The organism is Azospirillum cavernae (assembly GCF_003590795.1).
Taxonomy (GTDB): domain Bacteria; phylum Pseudomonadota; class Alphaproteobacteria; order Azospirillales; family Azospirillaceae; genus Azospirillum; species Azospirillum cavernae.
The window spans coordinates 24,013-50,144 of the sequence record NZ_QYUL01000002.1 but is presented as its reverse complement, the minus strand read 5'-3'; the positions used below and the strand labels follow the sequence as shown (position 1 = coordinate 50,144).

The window sequence follows — 26,132 nt, the reverse complement described above, 5'->3', positions numbered from 1 at the left end:
GTTGCCCGCTGTGGATGGCAATCCGTGGGCGCAACGGGAAAATTTCATATCATGGTCTTTGTGACGGAAACAGAGACAACAGAAGTTTCATCGCCCCTCGTCGCTTGTGGAAAGGGGATGGCAATTTCGTTGAAACAAATTTTTCTGGCTATCCTCGAAAAATGCCTAAAGCGAAAAATTAATTACCGAAAGTATCGGGTGTAAACATTCATTATTGGAAATGTCTTTTGGAGATCCGTGTGTTTTCTACGGCTGCGCGCTGACGAAGCGGATTTTCCGTTGGAGATCAAATCAGATTGCAAGGGCTTGGCGGGATAGAAAAAGCCCTTCTCCCGATTGGGGAGAAGGGCTTTGAGGGAAGCGTCAGGTTTTTGCCTTACGACAGGGCGGTGAGTTCCGCCGCCCGTTGCGTGCGTGTGGCCGCGTGGTGGTCCTTGGCCAGCACGGTGTACACGGCGGGCAGGACGAACAGGGTGAACAGGGTGCCGATCATCATGCCGGCGACGATGACCAGACCGATGGAGAAGCGGCTGGCGGCGCCCGCCCCGCCGGCGGTCAGCAGCGGCACCAAACCCACCACCATCGCCGCCGTCGTCATCAAAATCGGACGCAGTCGGACACGGGCGGCGTGTTCGATGGCGGTGCGGCGATCCACCCCCTCGTTGATCTGCATTTCGCGGGCGAACTCCACCAGCAGAATGCCGTGCTTGCTGATGAGGCCGATCAGCGTGACCAAACCAACCTGGGTGTAGATGTTCATGGTGGCGAGGCCGAAGAACAACGGCAGCAACGCGCCGCAGATCGACATCGGCACCGAAATCAAAATCACCAGAGGATCGCGCAACGATTCGAACTGCGCGGCCAGCACCAGATAAATGACGATCAACGCGAAGGCGAACGTCACCATCAACTGGTTGCCTTCGGTCACATATTGGCGCGATTCCGACAGATAGGCGTGGTTGAAACCGGCGGGAAGCTGGGCGCGCGCCTGCTCTTCGAGGAAATCCACCGCTTGGCCAATGGTGACGCCCGGCATCGGCACGGCGGAGAAGGTGGCCGAGGGCAACTGGTTGTACTTGTTCAGCGCGTTGGGTTCGGTCGCCGTTTCAATCGACACCACAGTGGAAATCGGGATTTGCGCGCCCGATCCGGTGGTGACGTAGAATTTGGCGAGATCCTCCGGGGTCAGGCGCTGGGCGCGCGGCACCTGGGGAATCACCTCGTAAGACCGACCGTTCAGGTTGAAGCGGTTGATGTAGTTGCCGCCCGCCATCACCGCCAGCGCGTCGGCGACCGACTTCATCGACAGGCCGAGATCCGCCGCCTTGGCGCGGTCGATCTTCAGCCGGATCACCGGGCTGTCATATTGCAGATCGCTGTCGGTGACGATGAACATGCCGCTTTTGTTGGCGGCCTCCTTGATCCGCTCAATCGCGTCGAAGATGGTGCGGTAATCGCCGGAGCTGGAAATCACCATCTGCACCGGCAAGCCGCCGGTGGAGCCGGGCAGGGCGGGCGGCGACACCAGGAAGACGTTGATGCCGGTGATCTTGCTCAACTCCGCCTGGGCCAGCGGCTGCAATTCTTTGGCGGTGCGGGTGCGCTCGTCCCACGGCTTCAGGATCATGCCCGCGAAGCCCTGCGTCAGGGTCGGCATGCCGGTCAGAACGAAACGGGTGTCGGTCTCAGGGAACGCCTTGAACGCGTCGTCCAGTTCTTTGCCGAAGCTGTCGACATAGTCGAGGTTCGCGTATTGCGGGGCCTTGGAAATGCCGAACAGGATGCCTTGATCCTCTTCCGGGGCCAGTTCGCTCATCGTGTTGGTGAAGAGATAGCCGACGCTCAACAGAACGCCGAAGGCGAACAGCAGCGTCGCCGCGCGGTAGTTCAGCATGCCGTCCAGACGGCGGACATACCAGCCCGACAGCCGGTCAAAGCTGCGGTCGAGGAAGGCGGCGAAGCGCCCCTGATCGCCATGGCCGGTCAGAATGACCGAACACATCATCGGCGACAGGGTCAAGGCCACCACGCCCGACACGATCACCGACGCGGCGAGCGTGAAGGCGAATTCGCGGAACAGCGCGCCGGTCAAACCGCCCAGAAAGCCAATGGGGGCGTAGACGGCGGCCAGCGTGATGGTCATGGAAATGACCGGGCCGATGATTTCCCGCGCCCCGATGATGGCGGACGCGACGGGGGATTTTCCCTCCTCCAGATGGCGATGGACGTTTTCCACGACGACGATGGCGTCATCGACCACCAGACCGATGGCCAGCACCATCGCCAACAGCGTCAGCAGATTGATCGAGAAGCCCAGCGCCAGCATGAAGGTGCAGGCGCCGATGATCGACAGCGGGATCGTCACGATGGGGATCAGCACCGACCGGAAGGATCCCAAGAACAGAAAGATCACCACGATGACGATGGCCACCGCCTCGACCAGCGTCTTCACCACCTCGTCGATGGAGGATTGGATGAAGCGGGTGCTGTCATAGACGATTTCCATCGTCATGTTGGGCGGCAGATTCCGCCGCAGCTCCGGCACCATTTTCTTGATGGCGGCGACGATGTTGAGCGGGTTGCCGGTCGGCGTCGAATCCACGCCGATGAAAATGGCCTGCTGGCCGTTCATGGCGACGCTGGCGCTGAAGCTTTGCGCCCCCAACTCCACCGTGCCGATGTCGCGCAGGCGGACCAGCGCGCCGTCCTTGGCCTTCACCACCATGTCGCGGAACTGCTCGACGTCGGTCAGGCCGGTGTTGGCGGTGACGTTGGTGACGACGAACACCCCCTTGGTCTGGCCGGGGGCGGATTGGTAATTGTTGGCCGTGATGGCCGCCGACACGTCGCCAGCGGCGATGCCGCGCGCCGCCATCCGCACCGGGTCGAGCCAGACGCGCATGGCGAAGGTCTGTCCGCCCAGAATCTGGGCGCGCGCCACCCCGTCCACCGTCGCCAGATTGGGTTGGATGACGCGGGTCAGGTAATCGGAGATCGCCGCGCCTGACAGCTCGGTGCTGGCGAAGCCCATATAGAGGATCGAGGTCGATTCGCCGGTCGATTTCAGGATGACCGGGTCGTTGGCCTCTTTCGGCAGTTGGTATTTGACCTGGTTGACCTTGGCCATCACGTCGGTCATCGCGACGTTCGGGTCGAAGTTCAGCCGGATGTGAGCGGTGACGACGCTTTGCCCCTGGGTGGAGGACGACGTCAGGTAATCAATGCCTTCCGCCGACGACACCGCCTGTTCGATGGGCGTGGCGATGAAGCCCTGCATCAGGTCGGGCGACGCGCCGGGATAGGCGGTGGTGACGCTGATGACCGTGTTTTGAAGCTGGGGGTATTGCCGGATCGGCATTTCCAGCAAGGCGCGCAACCCAATCAGCAGGATCAGCAGGCTGACCACGACCGACAGGATCGGGCGGCGGATGAAAAGGTCGGTGAATTTCATGACGCCGGCCTCAGTTCTGCGGCAAGGACGATGGCGCGGTCAGCGCCTTGCTGTCCGACACCGTGATCGCCGCGCCGTTCGACAGCTTCAACTGTCCCGACACGATGACGCGGTCGCCCGGCTTCAACCCGTCGCGGATCTCCACCCGGTTTTGCGTGCGGTCGCCGACCTTCACCGGGTGGCGCTGAACCACCAACTGCTCTTTGCCGTCGGGCGTCTTTTCAGTCACCGCGACGAAGACGGAATCGCCATACACCGTGTAATCGATGGCGGTTTCCGGCACGGTCAGCGTGTTGGGCTGCGGCGGCAGCACGACGCGGACGTTGGCGAACATGCCCGGACGCAGCGCCCGCTCGCGGTTGTCGAGCGTCGCCTGGACTTTGACCGCGCGGGTGTCGGCGCTGACCTGGGGTTCGATGGTGCTGATCGTCGCCTCGAAATCGCGGCCCGGCAGCGGATCGGCGTTCAGCAGCACCTTCTGCCCGATGGACAGCTTCGGAAACGCCTGCTCCGGCAGGGAGAAATTGACGTAGAGACTTTTCAGATCCGTCAACGTCACGATGGTGGCGCCCGCCGTCACGTAATCGCCGACGTTGATCTGGCGAATGCCAAGCTCGCCGTCGAACGGCGCCTTGATGAGCTTTTGCCCGATCAACGCCTGAGTGCGCTTCATGTTGGCGTTGATCTCATCAAGCTGGGCTTGATACTGGTCGACGTTGCTCTGCGGCGTCGCTTGGCTGCGGCGCAGGTCTCGGTAACGCTCCAGATTCAATTCGGCCAAACGGGCTTGGGCGCGTTGGGCCAACTGGTCGGCCTGCTCGGTCGAATCGTTCATCTGCACCAGCGGGTCGCCGGTCTTGACCGAGGCGCCCGACTCGAACGGGATTTGCATGACGCGTCCGGCGACCTCGGGGGCCACCGTCACCTGACGCGCGGCGACCAGCGTGCCGATGGCGGTCAGATATTTCGGCACCGATTGGACGGTCGCCTCGGCCAGGGACACCGGGGTGGGCGGCGGCTTGTTGTTGGCGAAGAAATCGGCGATGGCCTTGGCGCGGAAGCTGTTGAAGCCGTAGAGCGCGCCACCCAGAAGGACCAGCACGATCAAGGTGATGACCAGCCGCACGGCCAGGGCGCCGCGCCGGACCGGCGGGCGCTCGCCAGGGCCGCCCGACGTATGGCCCGGAGAGGCCGCCGGATGGCCGAACGACGTTTCGGTCTTGGGGGAATTGTCGAAGGTCACGGTCAGTTGCTCCGAATCAGATCGGTTTGGTCGGGTGCTGCGCCGGGCACGCACATGGGATCAAAAGGCACAAAAGGGAAGCGAGAATTTTTTTCCTGCGCGGCGATGACGTCGTCACGCAACCCAAGCCCGCGCAGGATGAACCATACGGTTTGCCGCGCCAAGTCCATCCGGTCGCCCGTGTAGGGAACCAGCGGACGACCCGACAGGCAAACCGACGCCAACCCCAAACTCAGATGGTCAGCCAGCCACAGGCCGTTTTCCGCGCCGACCGGCTGGTCGGTCAGATCGCCAGCGGCGGCGGCGGCCTTCACGGCGGCGGTGAAGGTTGGCATGAAGCGTTCATGCAAGCCGTCATAGACCTGCCGCATGAACTCCCCATCCTCCAACAGGCTGAGCATGGTCAAACGATGGCGCGTCCGCTCTTCGGCGTTGTCGGGCAGATCGACGACGAAATACCGGACCAACGCCTGAATCATCTGAACCAGCGCGGCGGTTGACGCGGGCAGGGAGAGCAGCCGGGCGTATTCCGGATCGTCGTCGATGCAGGTGAGGAAGATCGCCTCATACAGCGAGGCCTTGGAGGAGAAATGTTTGAAGATCAACGCCTCCGAGACGCCAGCGGTCTGGGCGATCTCTTTGGTTGTGGTGGCGGCGAAACCCTTGCGGGCGAACAGCGGCAGGGCGCTGTCGAGGATCGCCTTGCGGCGGTTGGCGCTGCTGAGACGTGGGGCCATGGATGAGTCACAGTTCAAGAATTTTCATTCAAGTGAGCACTCACTCACTTATCAAAAAGACGTTTACCGCAGCAACCAAGCGCTGTCCAGGGTCTTTTCGCGGTCGGTTGGTTCGACGGAGCGGCGGCGAGGATCCTGCGCGCCATTCTTCGTCATTCTTTGAAGCTGTTGGAAACGCAGGCCCGGTTTCCCATGGGGCGGAAAAGCCCGTACTCTGCGGACAGGAAGACTCGCCAATCCGATCCGACAAGGGGAGCGCGCGCGATGGAACCCATCCTGTGGGAGTGGATCAACACTGTGGCGCGGTGGCTGCACGTCATCACCGCCGTGGCCTGGATCGGATCGTCTTTTTACTTCATCCACCTCGACGCCTCGCTGAAGCGGCGGGAGGGCGCGCCGCCCGGCACGGCGGGGGACGCCTGGCAAATCCATGGCGGCGGCTTTTACCACATGACCAAATACATGGTCGTGCCGCCGCACATGCCCGACGATTTGACCTGGTTCAAATGGGAATCTTACGCCACCTGGATGAGCGGCTTCTTTTTGATGGTCGTGCTCTATTACCGGGGGGCCGACCTGTTCCTGATCGACCAGGACGTGGTGACGCTCGCCCCTTGGCAGGCGGTGGGCCTCAGCGTCGCGCTGCTCCTTCTGGGGTGGAAGGGGTATGACGGCCTGTGCAAATCGCCGTTGGGCCGCAACGACGTGGCGCTCGCCGCGACGGGCTTCGTTCTGCTGGTGGCGACGGCCTGGGCGATGACGCGGGTGTTCAGCGGGCGCGGGGCGATGCTGCAAATGGGCGCGCTGATGGGGACCATGATGGCGGCGAACGTCTTCATGCTCATCATCCCCAACCAGCGCAAGACGGTCGCGGCCCTGCTGCGCGGCGAGGCGGCGGATCCGGCGCTGGGCAAACAGGCCAAGCAGCGCTCGCTGCACAACAATTACCTGACGCTGCCGGTCATCTTCCTGATGATTTCCAACCATTACCCGCTGGTGACGTCCACCCGGTACAATTGGGTGATCGTCGCCCTGGTGCTGGTGGTCGGCGCGGCGATTCGCCATTTCTTCAACAGCCAGCACGCGGGGAAACCATCGCCCTGGTGGACCTGGGGCGTCGCCGTCGCCGGGATGTTGATCGCCGTCTGGCTCAGCGGCTTCGGCCCGGAAAAATCGGTCAAGGTCGGCGCGTTGCCCGTGACCACCGCGCAGGTTGAAGAGATTGTGCTGTCCCGGTGCAGCATGTGCCACGCTGAAACCCCGGTGTGGGATGGCATCGCCGCGCCGCCGCGCGGGGTGGTTCTCGACACCCCCGCCGCGATCCGCCGCCACGCCGAGCAAATCCGCGTCCAGGCAGGTTTGAGCCGCGCCATGCCCCCCGCCAACGTCACCGGCATCACCCCCGACGAGCGCGCCGTTCTGGCCGCGTGGTCGGGCGACGCCGCCCGCTGATCGCTTTGGGATTTTCGCCGTGAACGCCACCGACCTTTCGCCCGCCCCGCCCCGTTTCACCGCTTTGCGCGGGCGTTTGCTCAGCTTCCGGCGCGCGCCGACCGGGCCGGGAGACGCCGACAGTCATGTTTGCATCCCCGACGGGCTGTTGCTGATCGCCGATGGCCGCATCCAAGCCGTCGGGACCTACGCCGATTTGAAAGACCAGATCCCGGCGGGGGTGGCGGTCGATCATCACCCCGACGGCCTGATTCTGCCCGGCTTCATCGACACCCACATCCATTTTCCGCAAACCCAGGTCATCGCCTCCTACGGCGCGCAACTGCTGGATTGGCTGGAAAAATACACCTTCATCGAGGAGCAGAAATACGCCGACCCGGCTCACGCCGCCGCCGGAGCGCGTTTCTTTCTGGACGAGCTGCTGCGCAACGGCACGACCACGGCGGCGGCCTACGGCTCAGTCCATCCGCAATCGGTGGACGCCCTGTTCGCCGAGGCCGAGCGACGCGGCGCCGGTCTGATCGCCGGCAAAGTGATGATGGACCGCCACGCCCCCGCCGCCCTGACCGACAGCGCGGAAAGCGGCTACGCCGACAGCAAGGCGCTGATCGAACGCTGGCACCGGCGGGGCCGCCAACGCTACGCGGTGACGCCGCGCTTCGCCATCACCTCGACCGAGGCGCAGTTGGAGGCGGCGGGCGCGCTGTTGCGCGAGCATCCCGGCGTCCACATGCAAACCCATCTGTCGGAAAACCTCGACGAGATCGCCACGGTTCGCCGCCTGTTCCCGACCGCGCGCGACTACACCGACGTGTATGATCGTTTCGGCTTGCTTGGCCCGACCTCGCTGTTCGGCCATTGCATCCATCTGTCGGAGGAGGAGATGCGCCGCTTGTCCGACAGCGGGTCGGTCGCCGTTTTCTGCCCAACCTCGAACCTGTTCATCGGCAGCGGGCTGTTCGACCGGGCGGCGCTGTCGCGGGCGGATCGCCCGGTGCGGCAGTCTCTGGCCACCGACGTTGGCGGCGGCACCAGCTATTCCATGCTGCGCACGGCGGGGGAGGCCTACAAGGTCTTGCAGATGCGCGGGCAAAATCTGTCGGCGCTCGCCGCCTTCGATCTGATGACGCGCGGCAACGCGGCGGCGCTGGGCATGGCGGACGAGATCGGGACGCTGGAGCCGGGGCGCTGGGCCGATCTGGTCGTGCTCGACGCGCGGGCGACGCCCGCTATGCGACATCGCATGAACGCCATCGACGGCGATCTGGAGGAGGAACTGTTCGTCCTGATGATTTTGGGCGACGACCGGGCCGTCACCCACACCTATCTGCGCGGCGAAAAGGCTTACGACCGCGCGGCGCCGACGGCGGAGTGATCGGTCAAAAGGGTTGACCAATCCCCCCATTCTCTGTAGGACTTCCCCCGTCATTGGGGAGTAGCCACCCTCCGGCAACGGTGAGGGGTTCGCGTCAACAGACTTGGCCGGTTCGGCATCCGCCGCAACCGCCATGGCGCGCACAGTGGCCCTGCGGGGCCGACCAGGCGAGACCAGTGGTTCAGACCGCTCCGCAAGGCCAGCCGGAGTCCGTCTGAATCCACTGCGATTCGACTGGCCGAGGATTCTCTTGTGATTGGCACCTCCCTAGCGCTCGCCTTCAGCCTGTCGATGGATTCCTTCGCCGCCGCCCTTGGGCGCGGGGCCTGCCTGCGCCGTCCCGGTCTGCCCGAAGCGGTGAAGGTCGGCGTGGCCTTTGGAGTCTGCCAATTCGCCATGCCGCTGTTCGGCTGGTCGGTTGGCATCGCCTTCGCCAATCTGGTCGAGGCGGTCGATCACTGGATCGCCTTCGCCCTGCTGCTGGCGGTGGGCGGGGCGATGATTCGCAACGCCTTTGGCGGCGACGACGAGGCCGAGGATTGCGGCCCGCCCGTCCGCAGCGCGCGCGCCGAATGGCTGGCGTTGATGACCACGGCGGTCGCCACCAGCATCGACGCGGCGGCGGTCGGCGCGGGGCTGGCGCTGGTCGATGTCGATATGGTCACAACCTCCTTGCTGATCGGCGCCGTCACCTTCGCCGTCGCTTTTGGCGGCGTGCTGATCGGTCGGGCGGCGGGCAATCGGATGGGCCGTTGGGCGGAACTGGCGGGCGGTCTGACGCTGATCGCCATCGGCGCCAAGATCCTGTTCGACCACACCATGATTTGAAGCAAGTGGGACCTGAAGCAAGTGGGACCTGAAGCGTCTGGCCCCGACGGGAAGCGCCCGTCAGGGCCTCGACGCAAGGTTTCCGGTCAATCCCCCATCGCCCCGTTCGGCACCGCGCCGCCCATGGTTTGCTCCTCCTCCGCCGTTTCCCGTTCGGCGCGCGGCACGCGGAACCACGCGGCGTAGAGCGCGGGCAGGAAGAAGATGGTCAGCACGGTGGCGCCCGCCAGACCGCCCATGATGGCGACGGCCATCGGCCCCCAGAAGACGCTTTGGGTCAGTGGGATCATCGCCAGGATGGCGGCGGCGGCGGTCAGCACGATGGGGCGGGAGCGACGGACGGTCGCCTCGATGATGCTGTCCCACCGGGATTTGCCGCTGCGGATGTCCTGCTCGATCTGATCGACCAGAATGACCGAGTTGCGCATGATGATGCCCGCCAGCGCGATGACGCCCAGCATGGCGACGAAGCCGAAGGGCAGGTTGAACAGCAGCAGCGACGCCGTCACCCCGATCAACCCCAACGGCGCGGTCAACAGCACCAGGAAGACGCGCGAGAAGCTTTGCAATTGCAGCATCAGGGTTGTCACCATGATGAGCAGCATCAGCGGCATCATCGCGTTGATCGAATCCTGGCCCTTGGCGCTTTCCTCGATGGCGCCGCCCATGGCGATGGCGTAGCCGTCGGGCAGGGTGGCGCGCAGAGCGTTCAACTCGGCGTTCAACTGGGTGCTGACCACCGGGGCTTGCAGGCCGCCGGTGACGTCGCCCTTGATCGTCATCGTCGTTTCGCGGGAGCGCCGCCACAGCACCGGCTCTTCCAGCTCATAACGCACGCTGGCGATCTGGCTGAGCGGCACGGCGGTGTTGCGGCTGGTGCGGACGTTCAACTCGCCCAGGCGGGACAGATCGACCCGCTCCTCCGGCGTGGTGCGCAGCATGACGCCGATCAACTCAGTCCCCTCGCGGTACTGGGTGACGGTCATGCCGTTCAGCAGCAGTTGCAGGGCGTTGGACAGATCCTGCTTGGTCACGCCCAGCGCGCGGGCCTTCGCGGTGTCCACCTCCAGCCGGACGCGCTTGGACAGCTCGTCCCAATCCAAATGGACGTTGGCGGTGTGCGGGTGGGCGCGCATGGTGTCGCGCACCTGATAGGCGATCTTGCGGATGACAGCCGGATCGTCGCCGGTGACGCGGAACTGCACCGGATAGCCGACGGGGGGGCCGTTTTCCAAGCGGCTGATGCGGACGCGGGCGGCGGGGTAATCGGCCTCCAGCGTCGGCTCCAGCCGGTTCATGAAGACCTCGCGCTCCTTCAGCCCCTTGGTCATCACCATGAACTGGGCGAAGTTGGCGGTCTGCAATTGCTGGTCGAGCGGCAGGTAGAAGCGGGGGGAGCCGCCGCCGGTGTAGGCGACCCAATAATCGACGTCGGGATCCTTGGCCAGCACGGCTTCCAGCTTGCGCACCTCCGCCAAGGTCGCCTCGAAGGAGGAACCTTCGGCCAGACGGACGTCGATCAGCAGTTCCGGGCGGCTGGCGCTGGGGAAGAATTGCTGCTGGACATGGCCGAAGCCGACCAGCGCGGTGGCGAAGGCCGCCAGCGTCACGCCGATGGTCAGCCAGCGCGCCCGCACGCAGGCGCCGATCATTTTCCGCAAAATACGGTAGCCGCGCGTGTCGTAGATTTCCAGCTCATGCCCTTCGGCGATGACGTGTTTGGGCTTTGGCAGCAGCAGCCAGCCCAGATAGGGGGTGAAGATCACCGCGACGATCCAGGACAGCATCAGCGACAGCCCGACCACCCAAAAGATCGAGTTGGTGTATTCGCCCGCCGCCGAGGCGGCGAAGCCGACCGGCACGAAGCCCGCCGCCGTCACGATGGTGCCGCTGAGCATGGGAAAGGCGGTGGATTCATAGGCGAAGGCCCCGGCCTTCAGCCGGTCCCACCCCTGCTCCATCTTCACCACCATCATCTCCACCGCGATGATGGCGTCGTCCACCAGCAGCCCCAGCGCGATGATGAGCGCGCCCAGGGAAATGCGCTGCAAGTCGATGTGCAGGATCTGCATGGCGACCAGGGTCATCGCCAGCACCAGCGGCACGGCCAGCGCGACGACGATGCCGGTGCGCCAGCCCAAACTGACCAGACTGACCAGAATGACGATGCCCAGCGCCTCGGCCAGGGATTCCGTGAACTCGCCGACCGAATGTTCGACGACGCGCGGCTGGTCGGCGATCTGCGTCACCTCCAACCCGGCGGGCAGTTCGGCCTTGATCGACTCCATGGCGTGGTCAAGCTGTTCGCCCAGCCGCAGCACGTTGCCGCCCTTGGCCATCACCACGCCCAGCCCGATGGCGTCGTGGCCCTTGTAACGCAGGGTGTAGCGGCGCGGTTCGACATAGCCGCGCTTGACCTCGGCGACGTCGCCGATGGTCAGCATCCGCCCGTTCATCTCCACCGGGATGGCGCGCACCGCTTCGGCGGTGTCGAGGCCCAGATCGACGCGGACGAAGACGCGCTGCGACCCGGTGTCCACGTCGCCCGCCGCCGCCACCGCGTTTTCCCGCTGAAGCGCCTGGATCACCGAATCCACCGGCAGGCCGAAGCTGGCGAGCCGCTGGCTGGAGATCTCGACATAGATGCGCTCTTCCTGCGGAGCGATGGCCTCGACCTTTTCGACGCCAGGCAGCTTGAGCAGACGCACGCGGGCCTGATCGGCGATTTTCTTCAATTGCGCGGGCGTGAAATCATCGCCCATGAAGGCGTAAATGGCGGAATAGACGTCACCGAACTCGTCGTTGAAGAGCGGTCCCTGGACGCCGTCGGGCAGGGTGTAACGGATGTCGCCGATCTTCTTGCGCACCTGATACCACAGATCGGGCACCATCTTCGGCGGGGTGTAGTCCTTCAACTGGACGAAGATGACCGACTCGCCGGGCTTGGAGTAGCTGCGCGTCAGGTCGTAATAGGGGACCTCTTCCAGCTTCTTTTCGATGCGGTCGGTGACGAACTGCTCCACCTCGCGCGCGGTGGCGCCCGGCCATTGGGTTTGGACGATCATCACCTTGAAGGTGAAGGACGGATCCTCCGCCCGGCCCAGATTCTTGTAGGCCAGCGCCCCCGCCAGCACGCTGGCCAGCATCATGAACAGCACGAGCGTGCGGTGGGCCAGCGCCCAAGCCGACAGATTGCCCCGGTGGTGGTTCATCGCGTCGGCTCCGTCCAGGCGCGGACCTTTTGTCCGGCGTCGAGTTTGTGAACGCCGGCCGTCACGACGCGCTCGCCGTTCTTCAGGCCGCTGGCGACGATGGCGAAATCCCCGGCGTAGGCGGCGACGGCGACCGGGCGCAGCTCCAGCGTGTCGGCGGGCGCGGCGATCACCCAGACGGCGGGCTTTTGGTCGCGTTGGGTCAGGGCGCTGATGGGCAGACGGGCGATCAGGTCGCCGCGATCCAGCTTGGCGGTCAGGGTGGCGGTCATGCCCAACTGAACGCCGGGGGGCGGGTCGGCCAGCGCAATTTTGGCCTGGAAGGTGCGGGTGTTGACGTCGGCGGTCGGCGAAATTTCGCGCAGGCTTCCGGCGATGGCGCTGCCCGGCTGCGACCAGAGTTCAACCGACAGGATCCGCTTGGGCAGGGTGGCGAGCTGCTGTTCGGGGATGTTGGCGACGGCCTCCACTTCGCCCAGCTTGGCGATGCGCAAGGCGGTCTGGCCCTGGGACACCACTTGGCCCGGCTCCACCAGCGTCGCGGTGACGACCCCGACCGCGTCGGCCACCAGCGTGGCGTAGTGCGAGGCGTTGTTCAGAACGCGCAATTGCGCCTCGACCTCGCGGATGCGGGATTCGGCCTTGTCCAGCGTGGTTTTGCGGCGGTCATACTCCTGCCGGGTCGTCCATTCGCCCTGGCGCAGCGTGGCGTAACGCGCGAAATCGTCGCGCGCGTTGGCGGCGTCGGACTGGGCCGAGGCCATTTGCGCTTGCGACGCCTTCATCTGCAAGTCAAGATCGGTGGGGTCGAGCTTGGCCAGAACCATGCCGGGTTCGACGCGGGATCCCACCTCGACCAGCCGGGCGATGACCTTGCCGCTGACGCGGAAACCGACGTCGGCCTCGACGCGCGGGCGGATCACGGCGGGGTAGCGCACGCTGTCGGTCGCCGGTTCCAAGGCCACTGTGGCGACCCGCACCGGACGGGCCTGGGTTTCCGGTTGGGGGGCCGATTGGCTTTCGTTGCAACCGCTCAAGCTTGTGGCCAGCAAAAGCGCGCCAACCGCCGCCGTCATTCCGCGCCCGATGATCCGCATGCGCCGACTGGTCATCACACCTGCTCCCGCTGGACTAGACTGGACTGTACCGTACTGATAGACTCCTACGCCTGAGACACCCCCTCGTCAAGAGTGAACGGTACAGTTCAGTGCAGTCCAGCGCAGCCCCGACGCCCATCGTCGCCGATCCGAAGACCACGCAGATTCTCGACGCCGCGCGCGACGTTTTTCTGGAGTTGGGGTACGCCGCCGCCACGATGGATTTGGTGGCGCAGCGGGCGCGGGTGTCCAAAACCACCCTCTACACCCGCTTTCCCTCCAAGGAAGATCTTTACACCGCGACGATCTCCAACGAGTGCGAGCGGCATGGCATGCGCTTCGCGCCGGAATCGTTCGACGGCCTGCCGCTGCGCGACGTTCTGATCCAGGTGGGTGGGCGCTTTGTCGAGCTGATCTGGTCGGAGCCGGCCATTCGAGTCCACCAATCGGTGATGGGCGAGTCGCTGCGGGTGCCCGAAGCCGCCCGCCTGTTTTTCAAAGCCGGACCGGAGCGGGCGACGGCGGCGCTGGTCGCCCTGTTCGAGCGGTTGGCCCAGCGCGGCTTGGTCGACATCGACGATCCGGCCTTCGTGGCGGGGCAGTTTCTGGTGGCGATGCAGGGCGGCCCCTATTGCGCGCTCGCCGTGAGTTTGGCTCCCTTGCCGTCGGCGGAGGAGCGAAACCTCTTCGTCGCCAAGGCGGTCGATCTGTTCATTCGGGGCGTCGCCCCGCCAATCGGCAAGAAGACCCGCAAGTGGTCCTTTTGCCCGATGAGCAAATCACGCTAGACTGTCAGCCGGTTGAAGCATGACGCCGCGTTCCGCCCGCCAACGCGGCGGACCGAAGACAAGCGGCGACGGAGGGGGCGGGAATGCAACGGGGCGACGGCGGTTACATGCGGGTCGTTGCCGGGATGCCCGACGCCAGCGAACGGCTGCCGCCCAGCGCTGGACGCCGTCTGAAGGAGGAGGAGCGCCGCGCCCTGGTGCAGCGGCTGCGCCAGCAGGGCTGGAGTTACCGCCGTATTTCCGATGAATTGAACATCAGCTACTCCGTAGTGTCGCGCTGGCTCGATGGGCCGGAAGCGGCGGCGACGCCCTTGACCCCTTTGCCCATCCGCTTGAGCGTCGTTCTGGAGTCGGGGGAGGCCGCGCCGCGCCGCGCCACCCCGTCACAGCCCCCCTTGCCCAGCGTTCCTGTCCCGGTCGAGTCGCCGCCGTTGCTGGAGCACCTCGTCGCCCAGAACCGTTTGCTGCTGCATCGGGTGGACCAGCTTGTCAGCGCCGAGGCTTCGCGCAAACAGGCGATGAACGACCTTGAGTTGCGTCTGGTCGCCAACATCGAGGAGCAGCACAAGAAATTGGGCGAGCGGTTGCTGGATTCCCTCAAGTCCTTGTTGCGCAAGTTTTCTCGCGGATGAGTCATTGCGCCTTGTGGTGGCGGCTGGACGCGGGAGCGGCGAATCGGGATAAACCCCAGGGCGAAATTCTCCAGGCTAAAAATTGTTGGTGGCGGTGGACACCGCGCTGTTTCTTCCCTAGCTTTGGTTTCCCGGATGGGCGTTGCTCTGTGGCCGTCGGTTCAACGATGGCCCAAAATTTGGGTGGGGAGGGGTGTTTGGTGGTCCACGCCGCAATCCGACAAACGGCCCGGCGCTGTGGCGGTTCGGTCCTGGCTTTGGGGCTGGGGGCCGCTCTTGTCGCCTCGCTGCTGATCGCCGGATGCTCGACGTCGGAGCCTCGGATCAAGACCGAGACGATCACCTTTGAGGTCGCGCCCAACGCCAACGCCGACAACGCCGTCGCCGTCGATCTGGTGCTGGTTTATGAGACGCCGCTGTTGACCTCCTTCACCGATCTGGCCTCGACCGCGTGGTTCCGCAACCGCGACCAGTTGAAACTCGCCAACCCGACGGGGATCGAGGTTCATTCCTTCGAGGTCATGCCGGGGCAACGCGGGCCGCGCTTTTCCGTAACGGGGCGCGGCGGCGACGCCGTCGGCGCGTTCCTGTTCGCCAACTATGACACGCCGGGGCCGCACCGCGCCCGGATTGATGGGTTGCCCGCCGTTTTGCTGCGGTTGGGGGAAAAGGATTTCGCCGTGACCGCGCCCCCGCCCTCTTGAGCGCGGCTTTTTCAAACCGCCCGTCCCCGCCCTGTGATATTCCCTAAAATACGCATCAAAACAACCGAGACGGCATGAGCCAACCACCCCCCGATCCGATCCAGTGGTACGAGGGCATGCTGCTGACGCCGCAGCATTTCCAACAATCCTGGCTGCGTCAGGACGCCGTGCTGCACTACCACATGGCGCGGCTGTCGCCGTTCCATTACGGCGTGGGCCGCCTGAAGGTGGACCCGGCGATGCTGGTGGTCGGGGTGTTCCGCGTGCTGGCGCTGGAGGCGGTGCTGCCCGACGGGTTGGTGGTCTCGCACCCCAGCGACGGAGCGGGCGATCTGCAAATCAGTTTGGTTGGCCACGCCGATCAGTTGAAGGAGGCCCCGGCCACCATTCACTTGGTCGCCCCGGTCTACAAGCCCGGCGCGGCGGCGGGGGGCGAGTTGGCGCGCTTCCGGTCGGTCGATGGCGCGCCGGTGGTCGATGAGAACACCGGCGACAACGAACAGGCGATGCCCCGCCTGCGGCCCCGGCTGTCGCTGTTGATCGGTGACGAGGTTCCGCAGAAATACACGGCTCTGCCCATCGCCCGAGTCGCCTATCAGAACGAAGCCTTTCAACTGACGGACTACCAACCGCCCTGTTTCGCGGCGGCCAGCGATTCGGCGCTGACCGACGCCGGGCGGTCGTTGGCCAAGCGGCTGCGCGAAAAGGCCTCTTTTCTGGCTGGGCGCTTGCGGGCGCCCGGCGGCGCGATGCAGCCGTCGATGCTGGCCGACGCCCGCCACGCCGTGCAATGCATGGTCGCCGGATTGCCGCCGCTGGAAGCGCTGTTGGGCGCGGGGCCGCTTCATCCCTTCGCGTTGCATGGGGCGCTCTGCGCGGTGGCCGGGCATGTCTCGACCCTGGGGCCGGGGCTGCTGCCGCCGCTGTTCGACCGTTACGATCACGCCGACCCGCTGGGGTCGCTGCGCCCGATCATTGATTTCATTGAACGGATGATCGACACGGTCAGCGAAAGCTACGCCACCATCCGCTTCGCCGCCGACGAGGCCGGTTTCCGGCTGAAGATCGAAACGGCGTGGCTGGAGGGCGCGACGGGGCTGTTGGTCGGCCTGCGGCTGGCCCCCGGCCAGACCGAGGCGGAGGCTGAATCCTGGATGAGCGACAGTCTGATCGCGTCGGCGGGAATCATGGGCGTTCTGCGGGAGCGCCGCTTGCGCGGAGCCATGCGCGGACGGGTGGAGCGCGACGACCGGCTGGAGGTGACGCCCGAACGCGGCGTCCTGCTGTTCCGCATCACCGCCGATCCGTCCTTCATCGAGCCGGGGCAGGTTCTGGAAATCGCCAACCCCGGCGAACGCCAGGGTGTGCGGCGACCAGCGGAAATCGCTTTGTTTGTCGCGCCGCCGGGCAGCCGCCCGGCGGGCGGCGCGACCTGACCGAACGGAAGGGGAGAGCCGCCGTGGGCACGCCGACGCAAGGCCGCGACGACATTGATGGCCAGGAGCCGGGAACGGCCATCGCGTCGTTGCTGATGGGCAATCGCGGCGGCGACTCGTTGCTGGCGCAATTCGGTGATTTTTTTGCTGAGCTTCTGCGGTTGAAATACGCGCTGTCCGCTGGCCGTCTGGGGGCTGGGGAGGGGCTGAGTCCGGTTGATCTGGCCGGTATGGTCCATCAGCGCCTGCGCATGATGCTGGAGGCGCAGGCCGTGCGCGCCCGTCATTGGGGCGGCGCCTTTGGCGAGGCGCTGTACCACGAGGCGCAATATGTCATGGCGGCGTTGGCTGACGAAACCATGCTGCTGCGGGTCAATTGGGACGGGCGGATGATCTGGCAGGATCGTCTGCTGGAAACCGCTCTGTTCGGCACGCGGGTCGCCGGGGAACGGGTGTTTGAGCGGTTGGACGCCTTGCTGGCCGACGGGCCGCGCGCCTCCTCCGATCTGGCCACCATCTATCTGGTGGCGCTGGCGCTGGGCTTTCGCGGGCGCTGTTGGCGGGCGGAGGATGATGTCCAACTGGCCAGCTACCGCACCGCGCTGTCCCGCATCATCGCGCGCGAGGATCCCAGCATCGCCCGCGAAGACGGCCATCTGTTCGAGCAGGCATACAGCAACGTCATCGAACGGGGGCGGGCGGTGCGCCTGCCGCATCTGCGTCCCTGGTATATGGTGATGGGCGTTGTCTTTCTTCTGTTCCTGGTCAGCAGCCACGCTCTGTGGATCTCGATGACCGCCGATCTCAACGACGCCCTTCTGCGCATCGAGCAGACGGGCCGTGACGTGCCGGGGGGCTGAGTGATGCGGCCCGCTGTCGATCTGCCCTTTCTTCTGGCCTATCCGCTGTTGTTCAGCGTCATTTTGGTGACTCTGGCGGTCTCGGTGCTGTCCCTGGTGGTCTGGCTTTTCCGCCGGTCGGAGCGGATGGCCGAGGACGCCGCGCAACAGAGCGAGAGCGTTGACGCGCCCAAGGGCTGGCGGCGGCTTCGTCTGATGGACACCCGCGCGTTGAGCGCCAGCTTTGCGGCGGCGATGCGCGGCCTGAAGGCGGCGGTTCCGGGATCGGGCTGGCGCTATGAAGCGCCCTGGGTGCTGTTGCTGGGCGATCATGGCGCGGGCAAGACGACTCTCGCGTCCGCCATCGGCCTCAGTCGGCCCTTTGATCTGGACACCGACCCCGAATTGGCCGCGCAGGGCTGTGGCTGGCATGTGTTTGAGCGCGGGATCGTGCTGGACCCGGCGGGCTGCGTCTTGTGGGGCGACGAGGGGGCGAAGGGCGGCGCGGCGGAGGCGGCTTGGCGCAAGTTTCTGGCGCTGTTGCTCCGCAACCGGCCTGAACGCGGCCTTGACGCCGTGGTTCTGACCATTCCCTGCACCGATCTGATCGGCCCGGATCGGCTGGACACCACCGCGCTGTTCGCCAAGGCGAAAAAGCTGCGTGGCCGGATGCGCGAGCTGCAACAGCAGTTGGGTTTGCGCCTGCCGGTCTATCTGGTCGTCACCAAATGCGATGCGATGCTGGGGTTTGGCAGCTTCTGGCAACCGCTGGCGGCGGAGCGTGGGGCCGAGATGTTTGGCTGGTCGAACGACCAGACTCTGGAAACCGGCCACAGCCCGCAGTTGGTTGGCGAGGCGTTCGAGGTGATCGGGCGGGAACTGCACCGCACCCTGATCGGCACGGCGGTGTCGAGCGGCAGCATCAGCGACATGGCGTTCCTGTTCCCCGCCGAATTTCAGAAGCTGGCCTTGCCGTTGACCCGGTTGGCCGACGCCCTGTTCCGCGCCGACGCCTTCCAGGATCCGCATTTCTTCCGGGGCCTCTATTTCACCGGCGATGGGGGCGGGTTGAGCGGAGCCACGGCGCGGACGCGCAGCGCCTTGCCCGTTCCGTTGGCGATGGCGGGACCGGGGCCGCTGATTGACGACACCTCGTCGGTCCCGCCGACGGTGCAGCCGATGTTCGTCACCAGCCTGTTCAGCGATAAGATTTTCCGCGAAGGGCGGATTGTTCAACCGGCGCGGCGCAGTCTGGTTGTGCGCAGCCGGGCCGTGCGCAACATGCAGATCGCCACGGTCGCCTTGGCTGTGTTTCTGGCGCTGGGGCTGCGTTTTTCAGCCCGCATGGTCGATGTGGCGCAGCAGGATCTGGCGCAGCCCCTGACGGTGATCGAAAACGCCGACCGCATGATGAATCAGGCGCGCGGAACGGGCGACACGCTCAACGCCTACCGCAAGCTGCGCGACGTGGCGCCGCAGATTCTCGGAGCCTTCAAGACGGTGAGCGGGCGCGAGCTGCTGGTTCCCTTCATGCCCAGCTCCTGGTACAGCGGGCTGGCCGACGCGGTGAAGGGGGAGCTTGTCCAGGGCTTCCGGCTGGTCGTGCTCGACCCCATGCGGTTGGAGCTTATCAATCGCTGGAAGGGCGTGCAGGAGCGTTACGCCGGGCCGTTGCCGCCGGGCACGGGCGATCTGGCGGCGTTCCAGCGGGTCCGCAACTATCTGGACGAGTTGGACCGGATCGCCAACGACGTCACCCTCTATCGCAACACCAAGAAACTGCCGGTTCAGGATTTTGCGGCGCTGGTTTCATCGTTGCTGGCGATTGATTTGGGCGCGACGTTGCGCAGCGATGAACAGCTTTACGCGGACGTGATGAACGGCGTGGTCGTGCGCCCGATCGACACCGAACAGAATCTGGCCCCTTCGTTGGCGACGCTGACCCGGCTGACCAACGACGCCGACACGCTGACCAACCACAACGGTCCGATGGTTCGACCAATGAGCACGTTGGCCAGCGCGCTGGAGCGGGTCGAGTTGGCCCGCTTCGCCGCCGCCGACGGGGCGGGAGCGGCGCTTCAGGATCTCAGCGTCGCCTTTCAGGATGTGCAGGCCACTCTGGCCGATCCGGCCTTGCGCTGGCTCTTTGTGCGCCATCCCGACAAAGATCCCTTGTGGCAGCGGGTGCTGCCGCGCATCCGCAGCAACCTGTTTCTGGGCGACGCGGCGGCGGACAAGGTGCTGAGCATCGCCATCGACGACGTGGACGATCTGCGCAAGGCGCTGCTGTCGATCCGCACCCCAGTGATGGGGCCGCTGATGGTGGAGGATGAAAGCGCCGACGGGTTGTTGCGGTTGTCTCCGGCCTTGTCCGGACTGGCGGCGGCCTTGCCGGAGATCCTGCGCTACGACTTCATGGCCGATCTGCCGATTCGTCAGCCCGAAGTTCTGGGGATGCGGGGCGGCAGCATTTTGTGGATGCCGGAACCGTTGGAAAAGGCCGTGCGTCAGTACCGCGCCTTCGAGGTGATGGAAGCCGGGCCGATGAGCCGCATCCCGGAAACGCTGCGCCCGATGTTGCAGGCGTTGGTGGCGCAGCGGCTGCAAGCGACGATGCTGACCGCCGTCGCCGAGTCCGAGGTGGTGGAGCGGCGCGGCCAGGATTTCCGTTTGACCTCCGACGAGACAGGTCTGTTGCGCGAGGTGCGGCAGTTCGCCCGCGCCGCCCGCCCAATGGGCGACCTGCTGGCCGCCTTCAGCCGACGCGGTTTCGAGCAGGGCTATTCCAGCGTCTCCACCATCCTCAGCCAGCATGTGTTGGGGATGCTGGAGCAGGCCGACCGCATCGCGGAAGAAGGCGCGCCCTATCTGCCGCTGAACGAGTTCCGTGACTGGGACGGCACGCTGCCGATGAACGCCGAAGGCTGGCAGGCGTTGAGCGATGTCGAGGTCGCGCAATATCTCGACAACACGCGGGGGCGTTTTGATTGGCTGGGGACGGAAATAGCCACTCCGCTCATCAATTTCGCCTTGCGCGAACAGTTGCCGACCACCCTGCGCAGCGATGCGCGCGTGACCAAATGGCAGCGCATCCTGATCGAACAGCAGCGCTACAAGGTGGGCAATCCAGGCAGTTCGCTTGCCATTCTGGAGCGCTACATCCGCTTTGATCTGGGGGAGACGGTCAAACCCGACAATTGCTTTGTGCAATTGGCTGGCGGAACGTCGGGCGGCAGCTTTGGCGGCGGCGCCGATTTCTTCCTGCAACGGCGCGACACGCTGCGGCGGATGGCCTTGACCCAATGCCAGCGGGTGGCGGCGCGCAGCACCTCCACCGATTACGCCCGGTTGTCCGCCGATTTCAACAGCCTGTTGGGCGGGCGCTACCCGTTCGCCGATTACCAGGGGGCTGACACGCCGGAGGCCGATCTCGACGCGCTGACCGCCTTCCTGGAACGGATGACCGCCGCCGAGCCGGGAATCCGCCGGGGGCTGGGCAACCCGACGCCGGGAAGCGCCGGGGCGCAAGCTCTGGAGTTCCTCAACCGCATGGCGGCGGTGCGCGAGTTCCTCTCCCCCTTCCTCGGGGCGACGTCGGCAACTCCCGCTGGATACGACGTCGCCGCTGAGTTCCGGGTCAATCGCCCGCACGAAACCGGCGGCAATCAGATCATTGATTGGGCGGTGTCGGTCGGCGATCAGCGGCTGACGCGCGGCGGCGAGGTGAAATCCGCCCGTTGGACCCCCGGCTTGCCGGTGACGGTGACGCTGCGTTGGGCCAAGGACGCGCCGGTCGTTCCCTTGTCGATCCTTGGGCCGGACGGGACCGTGGACTCCGACCGGGCGATCAGTTTCGCCTTCGCCAACCGTTGGTCCCTGCTGCGTCTGTTGCAGGCTCATCGCCCGCCGCCCGCCGATCTGCCCAAGCTGGCTGATCCACAGCCGCACACGCTGAAGTTTTCCGCCGACACCACAACCGTAGCGGCGCCAGAGCAAACGCCCGGCGCTGGGGCGGGGGCCAACACGGCGGCGACCAAACCGCTGGCGGGGGGACGGACCAGCGTCTTTCTGCGCCTGACGCTGAGCACGCCCAATCCTGATGGCAAAAGCAAGACGACGCGGGTGTTGCCGGTCTTCCCCTACGCCGCGCCGCGTCTGGATGCCGTCGGGCCACGGGTCGCGCTGGAACCGGCGGACGCTTACGACGAAGAGATCTATGACGGGACCAAGGCCATGCGTCTGGTGCCGCGCAAACCCGCGTTGCGGAGGGTCAACCGATGAGCGCCGACACGTTGTCCCCGGTTGCGGGTGGCCCGTTTGATTTCACGGCGGCGTTGTCCCCGTTGCCGGGCGACTCCCCGGTCGGCCCGTCGCTGCGTTACGACCCGGTCTATGACGCGATTCGCGAAGCGCGCCGTCAGGACGATCCGTCGCTTCCCGTTGGCGTCTGGCAGACGACGGCCAAGCGGGCCGATTGGGATCTGGCGATCCGCCTGTGCCGCGAGGTTCTCGACCAGCGGTCCAAAGACATTCAGATCGCCTGCTGGTTGACTGAGGCGCTGGTCCATCGTCATGGCTTTTCGGCCTTGGGGCCGTCGATCCGTCTGCTCGCCGATCTGTGCGACGCCTTTTGGGACGAGGGGCTGCACCCGGAAATCGACGAGGCCGAAGGCGAGGGCGACGTCGGCGCGCGAGTCGCCCCGCTCGAATGGCTGAACGACAAGCTGCCGACCTGGCTGCAAACCCTGCCGCTCACCCGGTCCGGCGGACAGCCGCCAATCGGCTATTCCTTCGCCGATTACGAGAACGCCCAGCGCCATCAACTCGCCGCCGTGCGCGATCCGCGTGGCGTGGTGGCGGCGCTGGCCAGAAGCGGCGGACCGACTCTGGCCGAGATTGAGGCCAGCGCGCAGGCCACCGCCGTGACCTTTCACCACGCCCAGCATGATCGTCTGGCGGAGGCGCTGGTCGCCATCGACGCACTGTCCACCGTGCTGGACGATCATTGTGGACGGCAGGCGCCGGGACTCGTCGGTCTGCGCGAGGGCTGCGTCGCTTTGCAGGGGTGGGTCGACACCATGCTGCGCGCCAAGGGAGAGGAACCGGAAATGACCCAAGCGACGCCGGTCGAGTCGGCGGCGGCGGATGGCATGGACCCCGACCTTGCCCCGGATTCGGCGCCCCAGGATGAGCCGGTCTATGGCGCCGGGCCGATCCAGACGCGCGAAGAGGCTTATTTCTGGCTGGCCGAGGCCGCTGATTTTCTCTTGCGCAGCGAACCTCACAGCCCGACGCCCTATTTGATTCACCGCGCGTTGGGCTGGGCGAACATGCCGCTGCATGAAGTTTTGTTGGAGGTCAGCCGTGGACGAAACGATTTGTCGGCTGTTTTCGACTTTCTTGGTTTCAATTTCACCGAGATGTCGCAACAGAACGGAGGAAAGTCAGGAAAATGAATTGGTCCGTCACCGGAATTATTCTTGTAACGGCGAGTAACTGCTTATAATCTTAGATAAATTCTCTCGTTATCGCGCCTGATAGTCTCGTTGGGCGTGCGTCGCAACATTTGGCAGAGGTCAACCCTATGGCCGAGAGCACTCAGCACAAACTCAGCCGAGTCCGTCCGCCGCGCGTCCAGATCACCTATGATGTGGAAATCGGCGACGCCATCGAGAAGAAGGAGCTTCCCTACATCGTCGGAATCATGTCCGACCTGTCGGGCAAACCGGCGGAGGCTCTGCCGCCCGTCAAGGACCGCAAATTCGTCGAGGTTGACCGCGACAATTTCCAGGACGTGTTGTCCTCGATCAACCCGCGCGTCGCCTTCCGCGTTCCGAACCGTCTGCAACCGGGCAGCGCCGATTCCCTGAACGTCGAGCTGCGATTCAAGCATCTCGATGATTTCGGCCCGGTCGAGGTCATCAAGCAGGTCCCCGCGCTGAAGCGGCTGTTCGAGGCGCGTTCGCGTCTGCGCGATCTGTTGACCAAGCTGGACGGCAACGACGATCTCGACGCGCTGCTGAAGTCGGTGATGGCCAGCACGGAAGAGCTGGCCGCGCTGAAGACGCAGCTTGCCGGCCCGACCAAGGCGTCGCCAGCGGCCCCCGCTGCGGCGGAACCTCCGGCGGATCCGGCGGCTGAGTGATCCGCTGACCCCTGACAGGCCCATCGAGACAATCATGAGACGCCGTCGTGGACACAACCCGACGGCATCCGCGTGAGGAGAGGATTCCATGGCTGACGAGACCGAAACCGCAGGCGGCGGCGCGGCGGTGCAAACGCAAACCCTGTCAATCCTTGACCGCATCCTGGTCGAGGGCAAGCTGGCCCGCGACGAGACGCAGCGCGGCTACGCCCGCGACCTGGTGGACGAGTTCGTCAATTCGGTGCTGGAAGAGACCGGCGGCACGGTGCGGGGCGACGTCGTCGCCGCCATTTCCGACCGCATCGCCGAGATCGACGATCTGATCTCGCTCCAGTTGAACGACATTCTGCACCACCCCGATTTGCAGAAGCTGGAAGCCTCGTGGCGCGGCCTGGCCTATCTGGTGTTCAACACCGAGACGGGCAGCATGCTGAAGCTGCGCCTGATGAACATCACCAAGGGCGAATTGCTGAAGGACCTGGAAAAGGCCGTCGAGTTCGACCAGAGCGCGCTGTTCAAGAAGGTCTATGAGGAAGAATACGGCACCTTCGGCGGCTATCCCTACAGCGTGCTGATCGGCGATTACGAGTTCGGCCGCCACCCGCAGGACATGGCGCTGTTGGAAAAGGTCTCCAACGTCGCGGCGGCGGCGCACGCGCCCTTCATCGCGTCGGCCAACCCGATGTTGTTCGACATGGGCAGCTTCACCGAACTGGGCGTTCCGCGCGATCTGTCGAAGATTTTCGAGAGCGCCGAACTCATCAAATGGCGTTCTTTCCGCGCCAGCGAGGATTCGCGCTACGTCACGCTCTGCCTGCCGCATGTGCTGATGCGTCTGCCCTATGGCCCGGACACCGTGCCGGTCGAGGGGATCAACTTCGTCGAGGACACCGACGGGCGCGAGCATGGCAAGTATCTGTGGGGCAACCCCGCCTGGATGCTTGGCGCGCGCATCACCAACGCCTTCTCCCAGCATGGTTGGACGGCGGCGATTCGTGGCGTTGAGGGCGGCGGCAAGGTTGAAGGTCTGCCGACCCACACCTTCCACACCGACGAGGGCGACATCGCCCTGAAATGCCCGACCGAAATCGCCATCACCGACCGCCGCGAGAAGGAGCTGAACGATCTCGGCTTCGTCGCGCTGGTCCATTGCAAGGGCACGGACTACGCCGCCTTCTTCGGCGGCCAGACCACCAACAAGCCCAAGCTGTACAACACGGCGGCGGCCAACGCCAACAGCCGCCTGTCGTCGATGCTGCCCTACATCCTGAACGCGTCGCGCTTTGCCCACTACATCAAAGTCATCATGCGCGACAAGATCGGCAGCTTCATGACCAAGGAGAATGTTCAGAGCTATCTGAACACGTGGCTCATGGATTATGTGCTGGGCAAGGACGACGCCGGGCAGGCGTTGAAGGCGCAATACCCGCTGCGCGACGCGCGCGTTGACGTGACGGACATTCCGGGCAAGCCCGGATGTTACAACGCCACGGTCTTCTTGCGCCCGCATTTCCAATTGGAAGAGCTGACCGCGTCCATCCGTCTGGTTGCCGAACTGCCGCCGCCGTCACCTCGGTAAGGCGTTTCCGACACTCCCGCGCTCTGGCGTCTGACGCTGGGGCGCGGGGGCGGCATCCGCATCGCGCGTCCACGCGCCAGCACCCAGATTCGCCAACACGAGGGAGATCATCGTGGCCAGCAATATGTTCATCGCTTTCAAGACCCCGGACATCACGGGTGAAAGCCTCGACAGCAGCAACATCGGATCCATTCAGGTTCTGTCCTGGAGCCACTCTTTCAACCAGCCGACCTCGCCGACCCGCAGCTCCGCCGGTTCGGGCACGGTCGAGCAGGCCAACCACTCTGATTTCTCCTTCACCAAATACATCGACGCGGCGACCGACGATTTGCTGAAGATGTGCTGGAGCGGCAAGCAGATCGGCACCGCCACCTTCACCGCCTATCGCTCCGATGGCGACAACAAGGCCATCAAGTATCTTGAGGTGGTGATGACCGGCGTCGTCGTCTCCAACCTCTCGATTGGCGGCGGCACCGGCGACATTCCGGCGGAAACCATCACGCTCAGCTACAATTCGGTGCAATACACCTACATCCAACAGAAGACGGCGGATGGCACGGCGGGCGGCAACCAGCCGGTCAAGCACGATCTCGGCGCGCAAGTCGTTTCGTAAC

18 protein-coding genes and 1 riboswitch are annotated in these 26,132 nt (G+C 65.0%); of the genes, 13 read left to right on the top strand and 5 right to left on the bottom strand.

Annotated features, from left to right (window positions below):
• Positions 1 to 376: 376 nt before the first annotated feature.
• The 3 genes from D3877_RS11630 to D3877_RS11620 are packed head-to-tail and all read right to left on the bottom strand — an operon-like array spanning position 377 to position 5,431.
• The gene (locus D3877_RS11630) at positions 377 to 3,451 is read right to left on the bottom strand and encodes a multidrug efflux RND transporter permease subunit (RefSeq protein WP_119830975.1); all 3,075 of its coding nucleotides are present in this window, start codon (positions 3,449 to 3,451) and stop codon (positions 377 to 379) included.
• A gap of 10 nt (positions 3,452 to 3,461) precedes the next feature.
• Positions 3,462 to 4,694 carry an efflux RND transporter periplasmic adaptor subunit gene (locus D3877_RS11625; RefSeq protein ID WP_238474863.1) on the bottom strand — a complete coding sequence of 411 codons (1,233 nt, stop codon included), beginning with the start codon at positions 4,692 to 4,694 and terminating at the stop codon, positions 3,462 to 3,464.
• Positions 4,695 to 4,696: 2 nt separating this feature from the next.
• Positions 4,697 to 5,431 carry a TetR/AcrR family transcriptional regulator gene (locus D3877_RS11620; protein ID WP_119830974.1) on the bottom strand — a complete coding sequence of 245 codons (735 nt, stop codon included), beginning with the start codon at positions 5,429 to 5,431 and terminating at the stop codon, positions 4,697 to 4,699.
• A 264-nt stretch (positions 5,432 to 5,695) separates the two neighbouring features.
• Between D3877_RS11620 and D3877_RS11615 the strand changes: the two genes are divergently transcribed.
• The 3 genes from D3877_RS11615 (at position 5,696) to D3877_RS11605 (ending at position 9,086) form a co-directional block, all read left to right on the top strand.
• Positions 5,696 to 6,883 carry a urate hydroxylase PuuD gene (locus tag D3877_RS11615; protein ID WP_119830973.1) on the top strand — a complete coding sequence of 396 codons (1,188 nt, stop codon included), beginning with the start codon at positions 5,696 to 5,698 and terminating at the stop codon, positions 6,881 to 6,883.
• Between the two features lie 19 nt (positions 6,884 to 6,902).
• Positions 6,903 to 8,258, top strand: coding sequence for a guanine deaminase (gene guaD, locus D3877_RS11610; protein ID WP_119830972.1), 1,356 nt, complete (start codon positions 6,903 to 6,905; stop codon positions 8,256 to 8,258).
• 43 nt (positions 8,259 to 8,301) lie between these two features.
• Positions 8,302 to 8,423, top strand: a riboswitch (yybP-ykoY riboswitch).
• A 126-nt stretch (positions 8,424 to 8,549) separates the two neighbouring features.
• A complete protein-coding gene (locus tag D3877_RS11605) occupies positions 8,550 to 9,086 on the top strand; it encodes a manganese efflux pump MntP (protein ID WP_119832402.1) in 537 nt (178 codons plus the stop codon).
• Positions 9,087 to 9,172: 86 nt separating this feature from the next.
• On the opposite strand, the gene D3877_RS11600 is transcribed toward D3877_RS11605, so the two are convergent.
• Entirely contained in the window at positions 9,173 to 12,298 is a 3,126-nt protein-coding gene (locus D3877_RS11600; RefSeq protein WP_119830971.1) for an efflux RND transporter permease subunit, read from the bottom strand.
• Positions 12,295 to 13,410: an efflux RND transporter periplasmic adaptor subunit gene (locus D3877_RS11595; RefSeq protein ID WP_238474862.1), complete on the bottom strand. Its 1,116-nt coding sequence runs from the start codon at positions 13,408 to 13,410 to the stop codon at positions 12,295 to 12,297. The genes D3877_RS11600 and D3877_RS11595 overlap by 4 nt, the downstream gene beginning before the upstream one ends.
• Positions 13,411 to 13,505: 95 nt before the next feature.
• Here D3877_RS11595 and D3877_RS11590 point away from each other — a divergent pair, with 95 nt between their 5' ends.
• The 10 genes from D3877_RS11590 to D3877_RS11545 all read left to right on the top strand — a co-directional run bounded on the left by D3877_RS11590 (position 13,506) and on the right by D3877_RS11545 (position 26,131).
• Positions 13,506 to 14,183 (top strand): TetR/AcrR family transcriptional regulator, encoded by a 678-nt coding sequence (locus D3877_RS11590; protein WP_238474861.1) that lies wholly within the window; start codon positions 13,506 to 13,508, stop codon positions 14,181 to 14,183.
• Positions 14,184 to 14,266: 83 nt separating this feature from the next.
• Positions 14,267 to 14,815, top strand: coding sequence for a helix-turn-helix domain-containing protein (locus tag D3877_RS11585; RefSeq protein WP_119830968.1), 549 nt, complete (start codon positions 14,267 to 14,269; stop codon positions 14,813 to 14,815).
• Between the two features lie 200 nt (positions 14,816 to 15,015).
• A complete protein-coding gene (locus D3877_RS11580; protein ID WP_147395168.1) occupies positions 15,016 to 15,519 on the top strand; it encodes a hypothetical protein in 504 nt (167 codons plus the stop codon).
• Between the two features lie 74 nt (positions 15,520 to 15,593).
• Entirely contained in the window at positions 15,594 to 16,955 is a 1,362-nt protein-coding gene (gene tssK, locus D3877_RS11575) for a type VI secretion system baseplate subunit TssK (RefSeq protein ID WP_119830966.1), read from the top strand.
• Between the two features lie 23 nt (positions 16,956 to 16,978).
• Positions 16,979 to 17,815: a DotU family type IV/VI secretion system protein gene (locus D3877_RS11570; protein ID WP_119830965.1), complete on the top strand. Its 837-nt coding sequence runs from the start codon at positions 16,979 to 16,981 to the stop codon at positions 17,813 to 17,815.
• A 3-nt stretch (positions 17,816 to 17,818) separates the two neighbouring features.
• Positions 17,819 to 22,075, top strand: a complete 4,257-nt coding sequence (locus D3877_RS11565; protein WP_119830964.1) for a type VI secretion protein IcmF/TssM N-terminal domain-containing protein — start codon at positions 17,819 to 17,821, stop codon at positions 22,073 to 22,075.
• The gene (tssA, locus tag D3877_RS11560) at positions 22,072 to 23,250 is read left to right on the top strand and encodes a type VI secretion system protein TssA (RefSeq protein ID WP_119830963.1); all 1,179 of its coding nucleotides are present in this window, start codon (positions 22,072 to 22,074) and stop codon (positions 23,248 to 23,250) included. The genes D3877_RS11565 and tssA overlap by 4 nt, the downstream gene beginning before the upstream one ends.
• Positions 23,251 to 23,378: 128 nt before the next feature.
• On the top strand, positions 23,379 to 23,939 hold the full coding sequence (gene tssB, locus D3877_RS11555) for a type VI secretion system contractile sheath small subunit (protein WP_119830962.1): 561 nt from the start codon (positions 23,379 to 23,381) through the stop codon (positions 23,937 to 23,939).
• Between the two features lie 88 nt (positions 23,940 to 24,027).
• A complete protein-coding gene (gene tssC, locus D3877_RS11550; RefSeq protein WP_119830961.1) occupies positions 24,028 to 25,518 on the top strand; it encodes a type VI secretion system contractile sheath large subunit in 1,491 nt (496 codons plus the stop codon).
• Positions 25,519 to 25,630: 112 nt separating this feature from the next.
• Positions 25,631 to 26,131, top strand: a complete 501-nt coding sequence (locus tag D3877_RS11545; RefSeq protein WP_147395167.1) for an Hcp family type VI secretion system effector — start codon at positions 25,631 to 25,633, stop codon at positions 26,129 to 26,131.
• Position 26,132: the final 1 nt, after the last annotated feature.

What these genes read in the sequence shown, in the direction of transcription:
- D3877_RS11620 (WP_119830974.1), bottom strand. Translation starts at nt 5,431, where the DNA reads ATGGCCCCACGTCTCAGCAGCGCCAACCGCCGCAAGGCGATCCTCGAC.
- tssC (WP_119830961.1), top strand. Translation starts at nt 24,028, where the DNA reads ATGGCTGACGAGACCGAAACCGCAGGCGGCGGCGCGGCGGTGCAAACG.
- D3877_RS11615 (WP_119830973.1), top strand. Translation starts at nt 5,696, where the DNA reads ATGGAACCCATCCTGTGGGAGTGGATCAACACTGTGGCGCGGTGGCTG.
- tssK (WP_119830966.1), top strand. Translation starts at nt 15,594, where the DNA reads ATGAGCCAACCACCCCCCGATCCGATCCAGTGGTACGAGGGCATGCTG.
- D3877_RS11600 (WP_119830971.1), bottom strand. Translation starts at nt 12,298, where the DNA reads ATGAACCACCACCGGGGCAATCTGTCGGCTTGGGCGCTGGCCCACCGC.
- tssA (WP_119830963.1), top strand. Translation starts at nt 22,072, where the DNA reads ATGAGCGCCGACACGTTGTCCCCGGTTGCGGGTGGCCCGTTTGATTTC.
- D3877_RS11595 (WP_238474862.1), bottom strand. Translation starts at nt 13,410, where the DNA reads ATGACCAGTCGGCGCATGCGGATCATCGGGCGCGGAATGACGGCGGCG.
- D3877_RS11630 (WP_119830975.1), bottom strand. Translation starts at nt 3,451, where the DNA reads ATGAAATTCACCGACCTTTTCATCCGCCGCCCGATCCTGTCGGTCGTG.
- tssB (WP_119830962.1), top strand. Translation starts at nt 23,379, where the DNA reads ATGGCCGAGAGCACTCAGCACAAACTCAGCCGAGTCCGTCCGCCGCGC.
- D3877_RS11565 (WP_119830964.1), top strand. Translation starts at nt 17,819, where the DNA reads ATGCGGCCCGCTGTCGATCTGCCCTTTCTTCTGGCCTATCCGCTGTTG.
- D3877_RS11585 (WP_119830968.1), top strand. Translation starts at nt 14,267, where the DNA reads ATGCAACGGGGCGACGGCGGTTACATGCGGGTCGTTGCCGGGATGCCC.
- D3877_RS11605 (WP_119832402.1), top strand. Translation starts at nt 8,550, where the DNA reads ATGGATTCCTTCGCCGCCGCCCTTGGGCGCGGGGCCTGCCTGCGCCGT.